The 14655-nt window shown below is 58.7% G+C and carries 13 protein-coding genes and 1 pseudogene; 5 read left to right on the forward strand and 9 right to left on the reverse strand.

All coding sequences use genetic code 11. The annotated features are described in order from the left end of the window. Positions 1 to 153 precede the first annotated feature (153 nt). The 5 genes from P1P91_RS01000 to P1P91_RS01020 form a co-directional block, all read right to left on the reverse strand. Complete coding sequence (locus P1P91_RS01000) at positions 154 to 1455, reverse strand: IS1380 family transposase (protein WP_311883908.1); 1302 nt, start codon at positions 1453 to 1455, stop codon at positions 154 to 156. A 387-nt stretch (positions 1456 to 1842) separates the two neighbouring features. Beyond that, the gene (gene phoR, locus P1P91_RS01005) at positions 1843 to 3144 is read right to left on the reverse strand and encodes a phosphate regulon sensor histidine kinase PhoR (protein ID WP_311883911.1); all 1302 of its coding nucleotides are present in this window, start codon (positions 3142 to 3144) and stop codon (positions 1843 to 1845) included. Between the two features lie 13 nt (positions 3145 to 3157). After that, complete coding sequence (gene phoB / locus P1P91_RS01010) at positions 3158 to 3847, reverse strand: phosphate regulon transcriptional regulator PhoB (RefSeq protein ID WP_017428934.1); 690 nt, start codon at positions 3845 to 3847, stop codon at positions 3158 to 3160. A gap of 294 nt (positions 3848 to 4141) precedes the next feature. Next, positions 4142 to 4477: a hypothetical protein gene (locus P1P91_RS01015; protein WP_017428933.1), complete on the reverse strand. Its 336-nt coding sequence runs from the start codon at positions 4475 to 4477 to the stop codon at positions 4142 to 4144. A 55-nt stretch (positions 4478 to 4532) separates the two neighbouring features. Next, on the reverse strand, positions 4533 to 5282 hold the full coding sequence (locus P1P91_RS01020; RefSeq protein WP_311881892.1) for an IS5 family transposase: 750 nt from the start codon (positions 5280 to 5282) through the stop codon (positions 4533 to 4535). A gap of 298 nt (positions 5283 to 5580) precedes the next feature. On the opposite strand from P1P91_RS01020, the gene P1P91_RS01025 reads away from it, so the two are divergent. The 4 genes from P1P91_RS01025 (at position 5581) to P1P91_RS01040 (ending at position 8344) form a co-directional block, all read left to right on the forward strand. After that, positions 5581 to 5814: a hypothetical protein gene (locus P1P91_RS01025; RefSeq protein WP_156804800.1), complete on the forward strand. Its 234-nt coding sequence runs from the start codon at positions 5581 to 5583 to the stop codon at positions 5812 to 5814. Positions 5815 to 5928: 114 nt separating this feature from the next. After that, on the forward strand, positions 5929 to 7125 hold the full coding sequence (locus P1P91_RS01030; protein WP_311882096.1) for an IS4 family transposase: 1197 nt from the start codon (positions 5929 to 5931) through the stop codon (positions 7123 to 7125). Between the two features lie 239 nt (positions 7126 to 7364). Next, positions 7365 to 8201 (forward strand): tetratricopeptide repeat protein, encoded by an 837-nt coding sequence (locus P1P91_RS01035; protein ID WP_311883915.1) that lies wholly within the window; start codon positions 7365 to 7367, stop codon positions 8199 to 8201. Then, positions 8198 to 8344: a hypothetical protein gene (locus P1P91_RS01040; RefSeq protein ID WP_311883916.1), complete on the forward strand. Its 147-nt coding sequence runs from the start codon at positions 8198 to 8200 to the stop codon at positions 8342 to 8344. Before P1P91_RS01035 ends, P1P91_RS01040 begins: the two co-directional genes overlap by 4 nt. On the opposite strand, the gene P1P91_RS01045 is transcribed toward P1P91_RS01040, so the two are convergent. Genes P1P91_RS01045 through P1P91_RS01055 form a run of 3 tightly spaced genes read right to left on the reverse strand, consistent with a single transcriptional unit; the run spans position 8341 to position 11060 of the window. Further along, positions 8341 to 9075 carry an anaerobic ribonucleoside-triphosphate reductase activating protein gene (locus P1P91_RS01045; RefSeq protein WP_311883918.1) on the reverse strand — a complete coding sequence of 245 codons (735 nt, stop codon included), beginning with the start codon at positions 9073 to 9075 and terminating at the stop codon, positions 8341 to 8343. The genes P1P91_RS01040 and P1P91_RS01045 overlap by 4 nt on opposite strands. A 50-nt stretch (positions 9076 to 9125) precedes the next feature. Beyond that, positions 9126 to 9287, reverse strand: coding sequence for an anaerobic ribonucleoside-triphosphate reductase (gene nrdD, locus P1P91_RS01050; RefSeq protein WP_017428931.1), 162 nt, complete (start codon positions 9285 to 9287; stop codon positions 9126 to 9128). Between the two features lie 30 nt (positions 9288 to 9317). Next, complete coding sequence (locus tag P1P91_RS01055) at positions 9318 to 11060, reverse strand: ribonucleoside triphosphate reductase (RefSeq protein WP_311883919.1); 1743 nt, start codon at positions 11058 to 11060, stop codon at positions 9318 to 9320. Positions 11061 to 11725: 665 nt separating this feature from the next. On the opposite strand from P1P91_RS01055, the gene P1P91_RS01060 reads away from it, so the two are divergent. Continuing rightward, complete coding sequence (locus P1P91_RS01060) at positions 11726 to 12922, forward strand: IS4 family transposase (RefSeq protein ID WP_311883920.1); 1197 nt, start codon at positions 11726 to 11728, stop codon at positions 12920 to 12922. A 227-nt stretch (positions 12923 to 13149) separates the two neighbouring features. Here P1P91_RS01060 and P1P91_RS01065 read toward each other — a convergent pair. Then, a pseudogene (locus P1P91_RS01065) lies at positions 13150 to 14373 on the reverse strand (ISL3 family transposase). Positions 14374 to 14655: the final 282 nt, after the last annotated feature.

Raw genomic sequence — 14655 nt, forward strand, 5'->3', positions numbered from 1 at the left:
TCTCATAGGCTGCCAACAAGTCTCGCAGACCGGTCGACCTATCGCCATACCGGTTCAGCTCAGGCTCTAATCGCTTAATATTTAATCAGCCGCGGTCCTCCGGACACACTACCCCCTTTCCCCCATTGCGTCGGGCCGGGGGAGCCCAGGGTTCTATCCAGGAACCAGTCGGCGCACCAGATCTGAAAGTTCATCTTTGTATGGGTAGGCATCACTCATCAGCACCCGAACTCGGCGGGTATTGCGGATGATCACCGCACCCACCTTGATCAGCTTGAGTCTCAGTGTGCTGGCGCTCATGCGCTCGAACGGTGTCTTCCTCAGGTAGCTCCGCAGCCGTTCGAACAAGGTATAGGCGAAGCCCGACAGGATCAGTCGCCACTGGTTGGTCCACCAATGGGTGCTGGAGGTGCGATCAGCAAACAGGCTCAGTTGCTGGTCCTTGATCCGGTTTTCCATGTCACCCCGGGCACAGTACTGCTCGTAGTAGAGCTTGAAGCCGTCATCGTAACGGGAGCTGATGATGAACCGGGGATTGGAGCCCAGCTCGCCTTCTTCCAGACGGGCCACCACCCAGCGAGGGTATTTCCAGGACTTGGCCTGGTACTGGAAGCGGAAGGTCTGTGCCACCTTTTCATCCAGCTGCCGGTGCGCTTTGCGCACCAGCATCATTGGCACGTCCACTTCCTTGAGCAGGCGACTGTTCTTGCTGATGCCCACGATGTAATCGACGTTGTTCCGGTCACACCAACTCAGGATCCGGGGGCGATAAAAACCACTGTCACCACGGAACACGATGTGGGTATCTGGCCAGTACTGCCGGATAAATCGCACCAGTAGTGCCAGGATCGCCCAGCTGTGCCGGCTGTCGCTGCGGTTGCTGGTGCGCAGGTAACTGACCAGCAGGTGGCGACCACAGAACACGTACAGCGGAAAGTAGCAATGGTGATCGTAGTAACCGTTGAAGAACTTGCCTGGCTGATCCCCGTGGACCGGAATATCGGTGCCATCAAAGTCCAGCACAATTTCCTTCGGCGGCTCGTCATGCTGCTCAATGAAATGGTGCCAGAGCAGCTCATGGGCCTTCACCACCGCATGCCGGTCTGCTCGCTGCTCCATCCGACATAACGTGGATTTGCCGGCCAGATCATTGTCCTGGCCAACCGCTGTTTGAAGTACTTGATCAAAACGCAGAGCTTCGTGGTCGTTGAGGTCTTCATAACCGGCCGCCACGCCAAAGACCCGTTGACGAACCATGGTGTCCAGCCTGTGGCGGACCATTTCCGGTGTTCGTGGGTCTTGCAGTGCTGAGGCCAGGCGACGAGTGAGTCGATGCTGCTTGTCGACTTCACGGAGCAGCAGTAATCCGGCATCGGAGGTAATGTGGCCACCGGAGAAATCGGCTTCAATCTGGCGGCGTGCGAGTGGCGAGAAGGTCAGTTTTTCAGGTACCATTCTGGAAGCGGCTGTTGGTGCTTGGTGGATTGGTTAGGCTCTTGAAACCATAGCACTTTCAGCCGCTTTCTTTTATCCCCTGTGAGAAATCCGGGTTAGTGGGTCAGTTCTAATGGCCATTGACACCCGTAATCGCCTAACCCCTTGATCTTATGATTTATTCCCTAGTCCTTCACGCCTCCATCCCAACTCCTGGCTGAGTCGGGATGGAGGCGGGTGGTAACAGTGCTGCCATCTCAAGGGTGGGGCAAAAACGTTGGTCAGACGGCCTTTCCCACCTGGGTGAACAACGATACCAGGACGATGTTCTCGCACCGTATACCAAGAGGCTGAGGACTATATTACCGGCCGTTATGACTAAGGGGATTGCCGTCACGTGGTGAAGCATCAGGAAGACGATGCCACTACCAGCTGGTGGGGAAACACACAGCGAAAGGTCGCCCCCTGGCCCAGCTGGGAATCGATCTCCAGTCGCGCTTCGTGACGCAGCAGCACGTGCTTGACGATGGCAAGCCCGAGCCCCGTGCCGCCGGTAGCGGTGCTGCGGCCTTTATCAACGCGATAAAAACGCTCGGTAAGGCGTGGTATATGGATCGCCGCGATTCCTTCGCCATCATCCTGCACTTCTACGCAAGCGCCGTCGCCAAGCGCCCGCCAGCGCAAGACGATCTGGCTGCCCGATCCTGAATAGCGTACGGCATTGAACGCCAGGTTGGATATTGCGCTCTGCAGTTCTTGTTCGCAGCCCATCAGGTCAAGGGTGCTATGTATCTCCAGGGTGATACGCTGCCCGCTGTCAGATAATGCCTCAGCGTCACGGCGTATGGTCTCCAGCATGCTGGCAAGGTTGAGGCGGCGGGCATCTTCGCCGCTTCGATCATTGCTTTCGAGCCGCGAAAGCAGCAGCAGGTCATCGACCAGGTTTTGCATGCGAGCAGTCTGCTTTTGCATCTGCGGCAAGCTGCACTCAAGCCTTGACGGTAGAACCTCGGCTATATCCTGATAGATTTCCAGATACCCGGTCAGCACGGTCAGCGGCGTGCGAAGCTCGTGGGAGACGTTGGCCACGAAATCGCGTCGTATTTGCTCTAGTCGATGCAAGCGCGTGATATCGCGCGCCATCAGCAGGCGTTCACCGTTACCGTTAAGGGTGATTTGGCACTGAAGAACCAATTGCTCATCGATAGGTGAGATCAGGGTTAAGGGCTCGCGATAGTCCAGCGCATGGAAGTAGTCAACGAAGTGCGGAGCGCGCAGCAGGTGGGTTATGTGTTGATGCCGACCTTTAGCAGGTTTGAGACCCAGCATGCGTTCAGCGGCACTATTCCGCCATTCTATGTAACCGTGGCGATCGAGCATGACCACGCTGTCGCGCATGGCCTCTGAAGAATCCTTGATACGCGACAGGGTATCGCGCAGCCGCCGTTGGATGGTCTGTTGAGCCTTCTGATAGCGATAGAGGCGATCGAACAAGTCATCCCATACGCCACCACTTACGAGGGGTTGGTTGGAGGAGAGCCGGGATAGTTGTTGGTGCAGCGCGTGGAGCTGGCGCAGCTGGTAAAAAAGATACACGCCCAAGGCAGCAGCAAGGCCGGCGCCCACGGCAGAAAATAGCCAACCAAGCAGCACGCCAAGACCGCACAGCATACCCAGGCGCCACAACTCTCTCAGCCAAAGTCGCGTCATATCAGTGCCTGGCTCAGTATTTGGTGGAGAAACGATAGCCCGCGCCACGGACGGTCTGGATTAGCTGTTGATGGGATTCGCCAAGCGCCTTGCGCAGCCGGCGAATGTGCACGTCCACGGTGCGCTCATCGATATAGACGTTGCCACCCCACACCTGGTCAATCAGCTGATCTCGGGTGTAGACACGCTCCTGATGCGTCATGAAGAATTGCAGCAGGCGATATTCGGTAGGGCCAAGCTCCAGCGTCTTGCCATTGCTGCTGACGCGATGGCTGACGGGGTCGAGCAGCAGGCCGTTCACCTCCACCACCTCATCGATGCCATAGGGTGTCGTACGTCGCAATACCGCTTTCAGGCGAGCCATCAGCTCACGAGGCGAAAAGGGTTTGGCGATATAGTCGTCTGCGCCGGCTTCCAGCCCTTGAACCTTATTGTCCTCCTCGCCTTTTGCGGTCAGCATGATGATCGGCAGCTCGGCAGTCACCGGATCACGCTTGAGGCGGCGCGCCAATTCGAGGCCGCTGGTGTCAGGCATCATCCAGTCGAGCAGTACCAGATCGGGTTGATGATCGACGATCAACGAGTGAGCCGCCTGGGCGCTGCCCGCTTCCAGTACGCGGTAGTCGGCCATCTCCAGCGACAAAGCGATCATTTCACGGATAGGTGCTTCATCATCGACAATCAGTACGGTCTTTGCGGTCATCCTGGGCTCCAGGTCAAGGATACTGATAATGACGGATCGGTGACGATGACAGCATCTTCTTGTGACAATAGTGTGACAAGGCGGCGTGTCGGAGATCGCGGCTTATTCGCAATCTGCTGGACAAGGTCAGCAATCAACAGGCCTTTTTTGTCTTTGTGATTAGGCCAACGCGGGGGCTGCCGACCATCGGTCCAGAGGTTACTAAAAAATCAAGCACCCATGAACCATCTCTGATGCGAGCAATGTGTGTACTCTGCAACTCTTTGATAATATTTGCTTTACTAGGAGTAGAACTCAGTATTTACTGAGGATGCCTGGAAGCCGGAGAGGTGCGCCACTCACTTCTCGCAGCTCCAGGCGCTGGAAGGCCGGCCTTAGGCAATCCACGACATCGTTCAGCTCGGCAGCGGTCGGAGCCGTCCTCACCGCTTGGGTATAGACTTCGTCCAGGCACTGCTGAGGACGTGCCACCTGGATGGCATAGTGCGCCACACTCAGCGCCGACAGCGACAGGGCCAAGTCGCGTAGCGATGCCAGGGTCCAGTCGTGCCATTGGACGGTCGTGCGGCACTCGAACGCTATATCGCTGGCCAGCAGCTGGGCCAGGCTCTCCCGGTGGGCGTCAGCCATACCGGATCTCGGTGAACAACCTGGTGGGTTTACACAGCTAGGGCGTGTTGACGTTTCACATTGGTAGCCATAAAAAGCCGCAGGCCAAGGCCACCATGCTTTCGTAGTTTCGCTTGAGCTTGTCGTAACGCGTTGCGATGGCGCGATACGGCTTCAATCGAGCAAAGGCATTCTCAACCAGATGCCGATAGCGATATAAGCCTCTGTCCAGATTGGCATTTCCTTTCTTTGAGTTGCGTTTACGTGGAATGACGGCAGCCATGCCCTTGGCTTCGATCTGTTCACGGATACGCTCGCTGTCATAGCCCTTGTCAGCCACCAATGCATCACCCGCTGGCAAATCGTCAATCAATGCCCGGGCTTCCGTGCTGTCGTGCACCTCACCCCCGGTTATTCTGAAGGTGATCGGTAGCCCATAGGCATCTACGGTCAAGTGGATCTTGCTGGTATTGCCTGCACGACTTTTGCCAATAGCTTCTGCGTCTTCCGTGGCAGCTCCGGTGCTGTCCTGGTGGGCCTTGACGTAGGAGCCATCAATGAACAGCCACTCAACATCAGGCTCCTCCACCAGAGAGCTGAAAAGCCTCATCAGCTTTCCACTCGCTGACCAGGCGTTAAAACGCTTGTAGACCGTGTTCCAGGGGCCAAACGTCTCCGGTAGGTCCCGCCACGGGCAGCCGGTGCGCATCCGATAAAGGATGCCTTCTATTGTGGTACGCAAGTCGGCCTTGTCATAAATACCTTGTTGAAGCAGGATAGGTTTCAGCTTCGACCAGTGTTCATCCGTGAGCATTTGTCGGGGCATGGCAGGCTTGCAGTTTGTTGGTGTAGGAACCTTTATTCTGCGAGCTTGCCCCTATCCTGCCAATACCCCTGCCATGAAACGTCAACAGGCCCTAGCACTTCCCCTTGCCGGGCGTGCAGGGAGACTGTCCCCCCAAGTCATCCCGAGGCATTACCCTCGGAAACAGCACCATAAAATACTGGCCATGAAAATGACGCATGACACATTTCATTGAATCACTACAAATCCGGCTAGGTGATCACTACGCTGACAGACAAGGAGAATAAATTTAGAGATAAGATAGAGATGAGGTGGGTTCATGAAAATTATTTTATTAGTAATATTCTTATTGATTGTTTTTTCTTGTTTCCTTTACGACCTAAACCACCTCCCCAATAAAAGTAGTAAAGGTGGTGGCAGTAAAAATGGCGGAGGCACGGGTGCTGTTACCACAGGTGCTGGCGGCGTAGGTGTGGGTGTCGGCAGCGCAGGTGCCGGCGGTGCAGGTGGTTGTGGTGGTGGCGCAGGTGGTGGCAATGGAGGAGGGTGTTAAACCTGAGGAATCCCCATGAAATGGGTAATAAAATCAGCATGATAGGATTGAAAAAGCCTGCATGAGTCATGCATGTTGTGAGTTACGACACACAACAACATGCGAAGGAGACCCATGCAGGCCCCTCGATTCTTGCATAACTTGCTGACGTCTTCACTCTCCGTGATCCATGCCAAGCGGCTACAGACCGTCCTCGATACCGTTGGCGCTCTGCTGGGCGAGCGACGTCTGGGATTAACGGCCATTGGCCGTGCGTTGCCGAGCTCGACGGATGCCAAGCACGCCATCAAACGAGTCGATCGACTATTAGGCAACCCTCACCTTCATCAGGAACGACCGCTGTTCTATTGGCTCATGGCCTCGCTGCTAATCGGCCATACAACGCGCCCACTGATTCTGGTGGACTGGTCGCCGATTGATGACCGCGGCAGGCATTTCCTGCTGCGTGCGGCGGTGCCCTTCGCCGGGCGATCGCTGCCCATCTTCGAGAAGGTTCATCACAAGGAAGGATGCCCATACTGTGAAGCCTATCTGCTGGATGCGCTGGCAAGGATCCTGCCCGACAAGGCCACGCCGATCCTGGTGACCGATGCCGGCTTTCGTAACCCGTGGTTTCGGGCCGTTGAAGCGCGCGGCTGGTATATCGTTGGACGGGTCCGTCAGCCCGCCCGTTACCAGGCGTCAGGCGAAGCATGGCAACCCGTGAAGACCCTGTTTCAACACGCGACATCGGAACCGCAGGCGTGGGGCTCCGTCCGGATCGCCGAAAACCATCCGTTCCGCGCTCAGATGGTGCTCTATTATCGACCGCCACGGGGACGTAAGCATCGCAATAAACAAGGCCGGATCTCTCGGGACGGCGGCAGCCGGACGATCGCCCGGCGTCAGCAGGAGCCCTGGGTGCTGGTCAGCAATCTGCCGGACCGCTCAACGCTGGCGAATAAAGTGGTAACGATCTACCGACAGCGCATGCAGATTGAGGAAGGGTTCCGCGATGTCAAAAGTCCCTTGTTCGGGCTGGGCTTCGGCATGCATCAGTCTCGCCAGGGCAAGCGCATCGAGGTCCTGCTGCTGATCGCCATGTTGGCGAACGTGGCCATGATGGTGGCCGGCCTGGATGTCCGAGCCCGGGGGCAACAGCGGCGCTATCAGAGCAACAGTATCCGGCACCGGAGCGTGCTTTCCGTGTGGCGCCTGGGCTTGGAATGTCTTCGTCGTCATCAACCCGACGCCGTGCCTTGGCCTGCTTGGACAACCCTCCGAGCACGACTTCGCGAGGAAGTCAGGGAGCAGAGCCTATGCGGCGAGTAGCAACATATTCGTGGGGATTCGTCAGGTGTTAAACCCTGAACTCAGGTTGACACATAAGGCCACTCCACATTGCCGTGCGCCTGCGCCACGGTTTAGCAGACTAAGGGGTGTAAATAGCGTACGGAGACACTGCCAGAGCGAACGACGCCGCCCAGACCCCTGACACGCAGCGGCCAAGGAAAACAAAGCACCGGGGAAATGGCTCTCCTGGGAAGACTCCACCAGGCGGGCAAGGAGGCATGATGGAGCTGGATACCGTGTTACGGGCCCTGCTGTGTGTCAGCCCCGTGATCGCAGGGGTGGTATTGGTGATCTACGCCCGTTCGCTTACTGGCGTTAACGGGTTCGACGACCTCAGTCAGAGCGATACTAAACACCGCGCTGAACAAGGCGATGCCCAAGCGCAGAACAATTTTGGCGCCATGTACCTCAACGGCAGGGGCGTTTTTCCTCGGAACACCACTAAAGCTGCTGAGTGGTTCCGCCAAGCCGCGGAACAGGGCCTTGCCTCCGCGCAGCACAATCTGGGCGTCATGTACCACAACGGCATAGGAGTTCCCCAAGACTACACCCAGGCTGCTGAGTGGTTCCGCCAGGCCGCGGAACAGGACTTTGCCGCCGCGCAGTACAATCTAGCCGTCATGTACGACAAAGGCAGGGGCATCCCCCAGGACGACACCCAAGCCGTCGAGTGGTACCACCAGGCGGCGGAACAGGGTTTTGCCGGCGCGCAGCACAATTTGGGCGTCATGTACGTCAACGGCAGGGGCGTCACCCAGGACGACACCCAAGCTGTCAAGTGGTACCGCCAGGCCGCGGAACAGGGCATTGCCGACGCGCAGCACAACCTGGGCATTATGTACCTCAAAGGCGAGGGTGTTTCCCAGGACGATACTCAAGCCGCTGAATGGACTCGCCAGGCCGCGGAACAGGGCATTATCGAGGCGCAATTCGGTCTCGGCTTGTTATATGGCGAAGGCAGGGGCGTTCCCCAGAACTACACTCAAGCCATCAAGTGGTTCTTCCGGGCGCAGCGGAACAGGGCCTTGCAGAAGCTCAAAAAAATCCTGACATGAGGGACGACCAGGATCAGAGCCTGGTTTTCCAGCATTTTCTCGGCGCTGCTGTCCCAGCGATCCGTGGTGGAGACGATCAGCCACTTGCTGAAAATGACAGTAACGGCGAGCAGGCGTCGAAAGAGGCTCCGCAACCGAACTAAACCACTCCTTCGCGCAGCTCCAGGTGTTGAAAGGCAGGCTGCAGGCGATGCACGAGATCGTGCAGCTCGGCAGTCGTCGGGGCCGTTGTCACCGGTTGAGTGTAGGCTTCTTCCAGACACTGCTGAGGGCGTGCCATCTGGATAGCATAATGCGTCACTCCCTGCGCCGACAGCGATAGGGCCAAATCGCGTAGCGATGCCAGGGTCCAGTCGCGCCAGTGGACGGTCGTGCGGCACTCGAAGGCGACATCGCTGGCCAGTAGCTGGGCCAGACTCTCCCGATGGGCAGCAGCCATACCGCGTCGGCCGACAATGACGTCGAAGTTTTCGGCGCTACCCTTCACGTCCAGCCCCACCCAGTCGAGCCAGGGCAGCAGCGCCTTCAGGCGCCGGGGATAAACGCCGGCAGTGTGCAACCCGACCCTGAAGCCCAGGGCGCGAACCCGCGCGGCGGCCAGCGGCAAATCAGCATGCAGCATAGGCTCGCCGCCGCTGAACACGACGCCTTCCAGCAAGCCACGGCGCCTGTCAAGGAAGGCCTCGATCTCCGCCCACTCATCGGGCTTGGCCTTTCTCGGTTCGAGCATCTGCGGGTTATGACAGTAGCCGCAGCGCAAGGGGCAGCCCTGCAGGAAAACCACGCAGGCGAGGTGGTCGGGATAGTCCAGGGTGGTCATGGGTGTCAGGCCGGCCACAGGCAACTGCGGCCGACGGGATTCAATGGGGGACATAGCGGCAAATTCCGACCGGACGCCCGCAGGCGTCCGGCGTGGTGGTGGGTTTAACGGGTGGTGGCGTGCTCCCGGAAGTGGCAGCGCTCGTAGTGTTCGGACTGCTTGCCGTGGTTGAACTGGCTGACCGGGCGGTGATAGCCCATCACCCGAGTCCAGATTTCGCAGCGCTGACGCTGTTCGGTGGGCAGGGTTTCGGTGGAGTGGTTCATGAAAAGCTCCTCTTTACGATGATGACCCGTTCACGGGTCGGCAATGCCTAAGGCCGGGGTATCGGCCTGGGAGGCGCGCTGTGCCAGAAGGGCGTCGTCGCACTTCGGGCAGAACTCGTGTTCGCCGGCCAGATAGCCGTGCACCGGACAGATCGAGAAGGTCGGCGTCACGGTGAGATAGGGGAGGTGAAAGCTCGATAGAGCGGTGTGGACCAGCTTCCTGCAGGCGCTGGCCGAAGAGAGCCGCTCGCGCATGTAGAGATGCAGCACGGTGCCGCCGGTATAGCGCGTCTGCAGCGGATCCTGGTGGATCAGCGCCTCGAAGGGATCGTCGGTATGGCCTACCGGCAGCTGGCTGGAGTTGGTGTAGTAAGGCGCCTGGGCCGTCCCGGCCTGCAGAATACCGGGAAAGCGCTTGGCGTCCTCCTTGGCGAAACGGTAGGTGGTCCCCTCGGCCGGGGTTGCCTCCAGGTTGTAGAGGTGACCGGTGCTCTCCTGGAACTCACGCATCCGCTCACGCACATGCTCCAACACCTCGACCGCCAGCTGCTGTCCCTCAGGGTCGGCGATATCGTAGTAATCGTCGCTGATATTGCGCGCCATCTCGTTGAGGCCGTTTACCCCCAGGGTCGAGAAATGATTGTGCAGCGTGCCCAGGTAGCGTTGGCTGTAGGGATAAAGGCCGCCGTCCATCCACTTCTGGATGCATTCGCGCTTGATCTCCAGGCTGTCGCGGCCCAGCTCGAGCAGCCGGTCCAGCTCGGCATAGAGCCCCGCCCGGTCACCGGCAAAGCGGTGGCCCAGGCGTGCGCAGTTGATCGTCACCACGCCCAGCGAGCCGGTCTGCTCGGCGCTGCCGAACAGGCCGTTGCCGCGCTTGAACAGCTCGCTGAGATCCAGCTGCAGCCGGCAGCACATGGAACGCACCATGTGCGGCTCCAGGTCCGAGTTGAGGAAGTTCTGGAAGTACGGCAGGCCGTACTTGGCGGTTAGCGCAAAGAGCCGCTCGGCGTTGTCGCTGTGCCAGTCGAAGTCGTGCGTGATGTTGTAGGTGGGGATCGGAAAGGTGAACGTCCGGCCGCGGCAGTCCCCTGCCTCCATCACCTCCAGATAGGCGCGGTTGAGCAGGTCCATCTCGGCCTGCAGCTCGCCGTAGGTGAAGGGTTGCTCCTGGCCGCTGATGACCGGCACCTGGTCGCGCAGGTCCGCCGGGCAGACCCAGTCGAAGGTCAGATTGGTGAACGGCGTCTGGCTGCCCCAGCGCGAGGGCACGTTGAGGTTGTAGATGAACTCCTGCACCGCCTGCTTCACTGCCGGGTAGTCGAGCCGGTCGAGGCGCACGAAGGGCGCCAGATAGGTGTCGAAAGAGCTGAACGCCTGGGCGCCGGCCCACTCATTCTGCAAGGTGCCGAGGAAATTGACCATCTGCCCCAGGGCACTGGAAAGGTGCCGGGGCGGCGCGCTCTCTGCCCGGCCCGGCACGCCATTGAAGCCTTCGGTCAGCAGGGTGCGCAGCGACCAGCCGGCGCAGTAGCCGCTGAGCATATCCAGATCGTGGATATGCAGGTCGCCCTCGCGATGGGCGTCGCCCACCGCGGCGGGGTAGACCTCGTCCAGCCAGTAGTTGGCGATCAGCTTGCCCGAGGCGTTGAGAATCAGCCCGCCCAGGGAATAGCCCTGATTGGCGTTGGCATTGACGCGCCAGTCGGCGCGCTGCAGATATTCATTGATCGTCGATGCCACCCCGACGGTACCAGGCTGCGGGCTTTCCATGGAGCACTCCTTCACTGACCGGATTTCTATATATGGTATCAAGCATAAACAAAAACACCATATGTTGTGCCTATGGAGTCTAGGTACTTCCCGGCGGCAAAAAAATGATCCAGGTCATTAATAGGCGGGTGAGAGGGATTCGCACTTCTTGCCTGCCTGTCAGAAACCATCCCGGCAGTCCTTCGGACGGGCGCGCCGTTCTGCTTGCGCTGGCAACCTATGGGAAGCGAGTCCCGGAGTCTCTGGAACGTTTGCACGACGAGTTTGCCCAGTGATCATTATCGGGAGACGATTGCGCTAGCTCATCGGGTGAGGCATCCGGTGTGCAGCGGATTTGTTAACGAAACGTGTCAGCAGACCTCTGCACGATCCTCGAAATTGTTCAGAACTCCTGTGCACGATGCAGACTGTCCGGGAAACACTCGGCTATCGGACACCCGCACAGGTGTTTCTGGGAGAATACTCAGGAGCCTTGGATACTGCAGGTGCTGCGCTTATTGTTTGAATTCAATATCATCTGCTAAAGATGCTATTAAAAAAATGGGTTTAAATACTGAGGAATCCCCATGAAATGGGTAATAAAATCAGCATGATAGGATTGAAAAAGCCTGCATGAGTCATGCATGTTGTGAGTTACGACACACAACAACATGCGAAGGAGACCCATGCAGGCCCCTCGATTCTTGCATAACTTGCTGACGTCTTCACTCTCCGTGATCCATGCCAAGCGGCTACAGACCGTCCTCGATACCGTTGGCGCTCTGCTGGGCGAGCGACGTCTGGGATTAACGGCCATTGGCCGTGCGTTGCCGGGCTCGACGGATGCCAAGCACGCCATCAAACGAGTCGATCGACTATTAGGCAACCCTCACCTTCATCAGGAACGACCGCTGTTCTATTGGCTCATGGCCTCGCTGCTAATCGGCCATACAACGCGCCCACTGATTCTGGTGGACTGGTCGCCGATTGATGACCGCGGCAGGCATTTCCTGCTGCGTGCGGCGGTGCCCTTCGCCGGGCGATCGCTGCCCATCTTCGAGAAGGTTCATCACAAGGAAGGATGCCCATACTGTGAAGCCTATCTGCTGGATGCGCTGGCAAGGATCCTGCCCGACAAGGCCACGCCGATCCTGGTGACCGATGCCGGCTTTCGTAACCCGTGGTTTCGGGCCGTTGAAGCGCGCGGCTGGTATATCGTTGGACGGGTCCGTCAGCCCGCCCGTTACCAGGCGTCAGGCGAAGCATGGCAACCCGTGAAGACCCTGTTTCAACACGCGACATCGGAACCGCAGGCGTGGGGCTCCGTCCGGATCGCCGAAAACCATCCGTTCCGCGCTCAGATGGTGCTCTATTATCGACCGCCACGGGGACGTAAGCATCGCAATAAACAAGGCCGGATCTCTCGGGACGGCGGCAGCCGGACGATCGCCCGGCGTCAGCAGGAGCCCTGGGTGCTGGTCAGCAATCTGCCGGACCGCTCAACGCTGGCGAATAAAGTGGTAACGATCTACCGACAGCGCATGCAGATTGAGGAAGGGTTCCGCGATGTCAAAAGTCCCTTGTTCGGGCTGGGCTTCGGCATGCATCAGTCTCGCCAGGGCAAGCGCATCGAGGTCCTGCTGCTGATCGCCATGTTGGCGAACGTGGCCATGATGGTGGCCGGCCTGGATGTCCGAGCCCGGGGGCAACAGCGGCGCTATCAGAGCAACAGTATCCGGCACCGGAGCGTGCTTTCCGTGTGGCGCCTGGGCTTGGAATGTCTTCGTCGTCATCAACCCGACGCCGTGCCTTGGCCTGCTTGGACAACCCTCCGAGCACGACTTCGCGAGGAAGTCAGGGAGCAGAGCCTATGCGGCGAGTAGCAACATATTCGTGGGGATTCGTCAGGTTTAAATATTTAATTACAATTAACTCAACTTCTCGCATTGCCAATACGCCGGATTTTTATGAGACACTATTGTCTGGAGCCAAAGTTATACCAAATGCCTCCTCCCCAGCTCAAAGATAAAACACGTTGAGTAACGAGCGACTCAAGATATTAGCTGTCGGGTTCCGCGTGATTGACGGCTCTTTTGGGTTCTTCGTCACTTCATGTGGATTGAGTGTGATTCAGCATGCGCCCCACAGGGCTACCGATCAGATAGATCATGGCGATGAAGTTGGCCTCGTTCCGATAGCCGCGTGCACGTGACCTGGCGGCCAGGAACAGACCGTTCATGCCTTCCAGGTGCGGTTGGTCAGGCCGGAGAGCCAGCGCCTTACCACCTGCTCGGCATCTCGTTCCAGCGTATTCAGGGCTTTCGCCATCGGTTTCAGGAGCGCGTTGTCGGCCACTGCAACGCGCATCACGTTCAGGTAGTGGGTGATCCGCCAGCGAGCGCCTCGTGGCGTCGGCGCCTGTTGGATCCACCTCAGCTTCTCCTTGATGATCCAGGCTTCCGCCGTGGCGCTACGGTCACTTACTAGCTCCTGGAGGGCGGTGACCTGGTTGGCTGTCAGGTTGCCGGCCTCGGTGTTCTTCAGCACCGCCCAGCGCAGTGCCTTGGGATGAGTTTGTTGGCGGCGCTCTCGCTTGCGGACCTCGTCCAGGGGCATTGGTGAAAGTCTGCACGATGTGGAACCAGTCGACCGTCATTTCGGCGCTGGGCAGGTGCTCGGCCACGCTACTCAGGAAGGCCTGGGACATGTCACAGACGACTTCGACCACGTTGTCCGGGTCGCCGCCTGGAAGGCGCTGAAGGCCTCGATGGCGGCTTGCCATGGCCAGGCACAGCACAGATCACCGGCTCCTGAGGACGCTGCATGTCAAGGAGCACGGTGACATGGCGCTGGCCGCGTCGTGAGGCCGTCTCATCCAGGCCGGTAGCCGCGACCTCGGACAGCATCCGTCCCACATAGTAGTGCACGATGCGCCACAGGCGCTTGTCGGCAATCTCCAGCTGCCGGGAGACGGCCAGCACCGGCATCTCCTTGATCAGCGATATGGCAGCCTGCTCGAACAACAGGGTAAAGTCACTGCCGGGCCGTGCCCAGGGCACCTCGATGCGCTTGACACCATGCTCTTGGCACTTGGGACGCGTGCATGCAGATAGCAGTGGTGCTGGAAGAAGTTCAGATGCCGCCAGGTCTTGTCGGCGAAGTCATGGGCCGGGCAGGCCTGGCCGTACTCCGGGTAAGGGTAGAGGCTGCCTCGCTCAGCCTCGACATAGGGGTCCAGGCGATGAGGCGACACGGCGGTATCCAGGTGCTGGTCCTTGAGAACCCAGAGCGCTTCAAGGCCCAGGCCGAGGGGTAGAATCTGAGTGCCGTCCATGCTCTATCTCCTGTCCATGTGGAGGTCATATCCTGGCCCGGCTCAGGGGCGAATTCCACATCCAGCGACGAAGAGCCCCTTTTCATGGCAGTAGGCGCCCATCTCGGCTTCTGATGGGGGCCGTTTCAATCACCATGGCCAACTTGGCATCGGCCGACCATTCGTCTCCGGTTTTACGCTTGCCAGGCACAGACATTCCTTGTTGTCGGCATGTTTTCAGCCAACCATACAGGGTTGATCCTCGATGTCTGCTTCGGCGGCGACCGACGCCACACTACGGTT

The organism is Halomonas piscis (assembly GCF_031886125.1).
GTDB lineage: Bacteria > Pseudomonadota > Gammaproteobacteria > Pseudomonadales > Halomonadaceae > Vreelandella > Vreelandella piscis.

Coding starts and splice junctions, on each gene's coding strand:
- P1P91_RS01000 (WP_311883908.1), bottom strand. CDS start 1,455: ATGGTACCTGAAAAACTGACCTTCTCGCCACTCGCACGCCGCCAGATT.
- phoR (WP_311883911.1), bottom strand. CDS start 3,144: ATGACGCGACTTTGGCTGAGAGAGTTGTGGCGCCTGGGTATGCTGTGC.
- phoB (WP_017428934.1), bottom strand. CDS start 3,847: ATGACCGCAAAGACCGTACTGATTGTCGATGATGAAGCACCTATCCGT.
- P1P91_RS01015 (WP_017428933.1), bottom strand. CDS start 4,477: ATGGCTGACGCCCACCGGGAGAGCCTGGCCCAGCTGCTGGCCAGCGAT.
- P1P91_RS01020 (WP_311881892.1), bottom strand. CDS start 5,282: ATGCCCCGACAAATGCTCACGGATGAACACTGGTCGAAGCTGAAACCT.
- P1P91_RS01025 (WP_156804800.1), top strand. CDS start 5,581: ATGAAAATTATTTTATTAGTAATATTCTTATTGATTGTTTTTTCTTGT.
- P1P91_RS01030 (WP_311882096.1), top strand. CDS start 5,929: ATGCAGGCCCCTCGATTCTTGCATAACTTGCTGACGTCTTCACTCTCC.
- P1P91_RS01035 (WP_311883915.1), top strand. CDS start 7,365: ATGATGGAGCTGGATACCGTGTTACGGGCCCTGCTGTGTGTCAGCCCC.
- P1P91_RS01040 (WP_311883916.1), top strand. CDS start 8,198: ATGAGGGACGACCAGGATCAGAGCCTGGTTTTCCAGCATTTTCTCGGC.
- P1P91_RS01045 (WP_311883918.1), bottom strand. CDS start 9,075: ATGTCCCCCATTGAATCCCGTCGGCCGCAGTTGCCTGTGGCCGGCCTG.
- nrdD (WP_017428931.1), bottom strand. CDS start 9,287: ATGAACCACTCCACCGAAACCCTGCCCACCGAACAGCGTCAGCGCTGC.
- P1P91_RS01055 (WP_311883919.1), bottom strand. CDS start 11,060: ATGGAAAGCCCGCAGCCTGGTACCGTCGGGGTGGCATCGACGATCAAT.
- P1P91_RS01060 (WP_311883920.1), top strand. CDS start 11,726: ATGCAGGCCCCTCGATTCTTGCATAACTTGCTGACGTCTTCACTCTCC.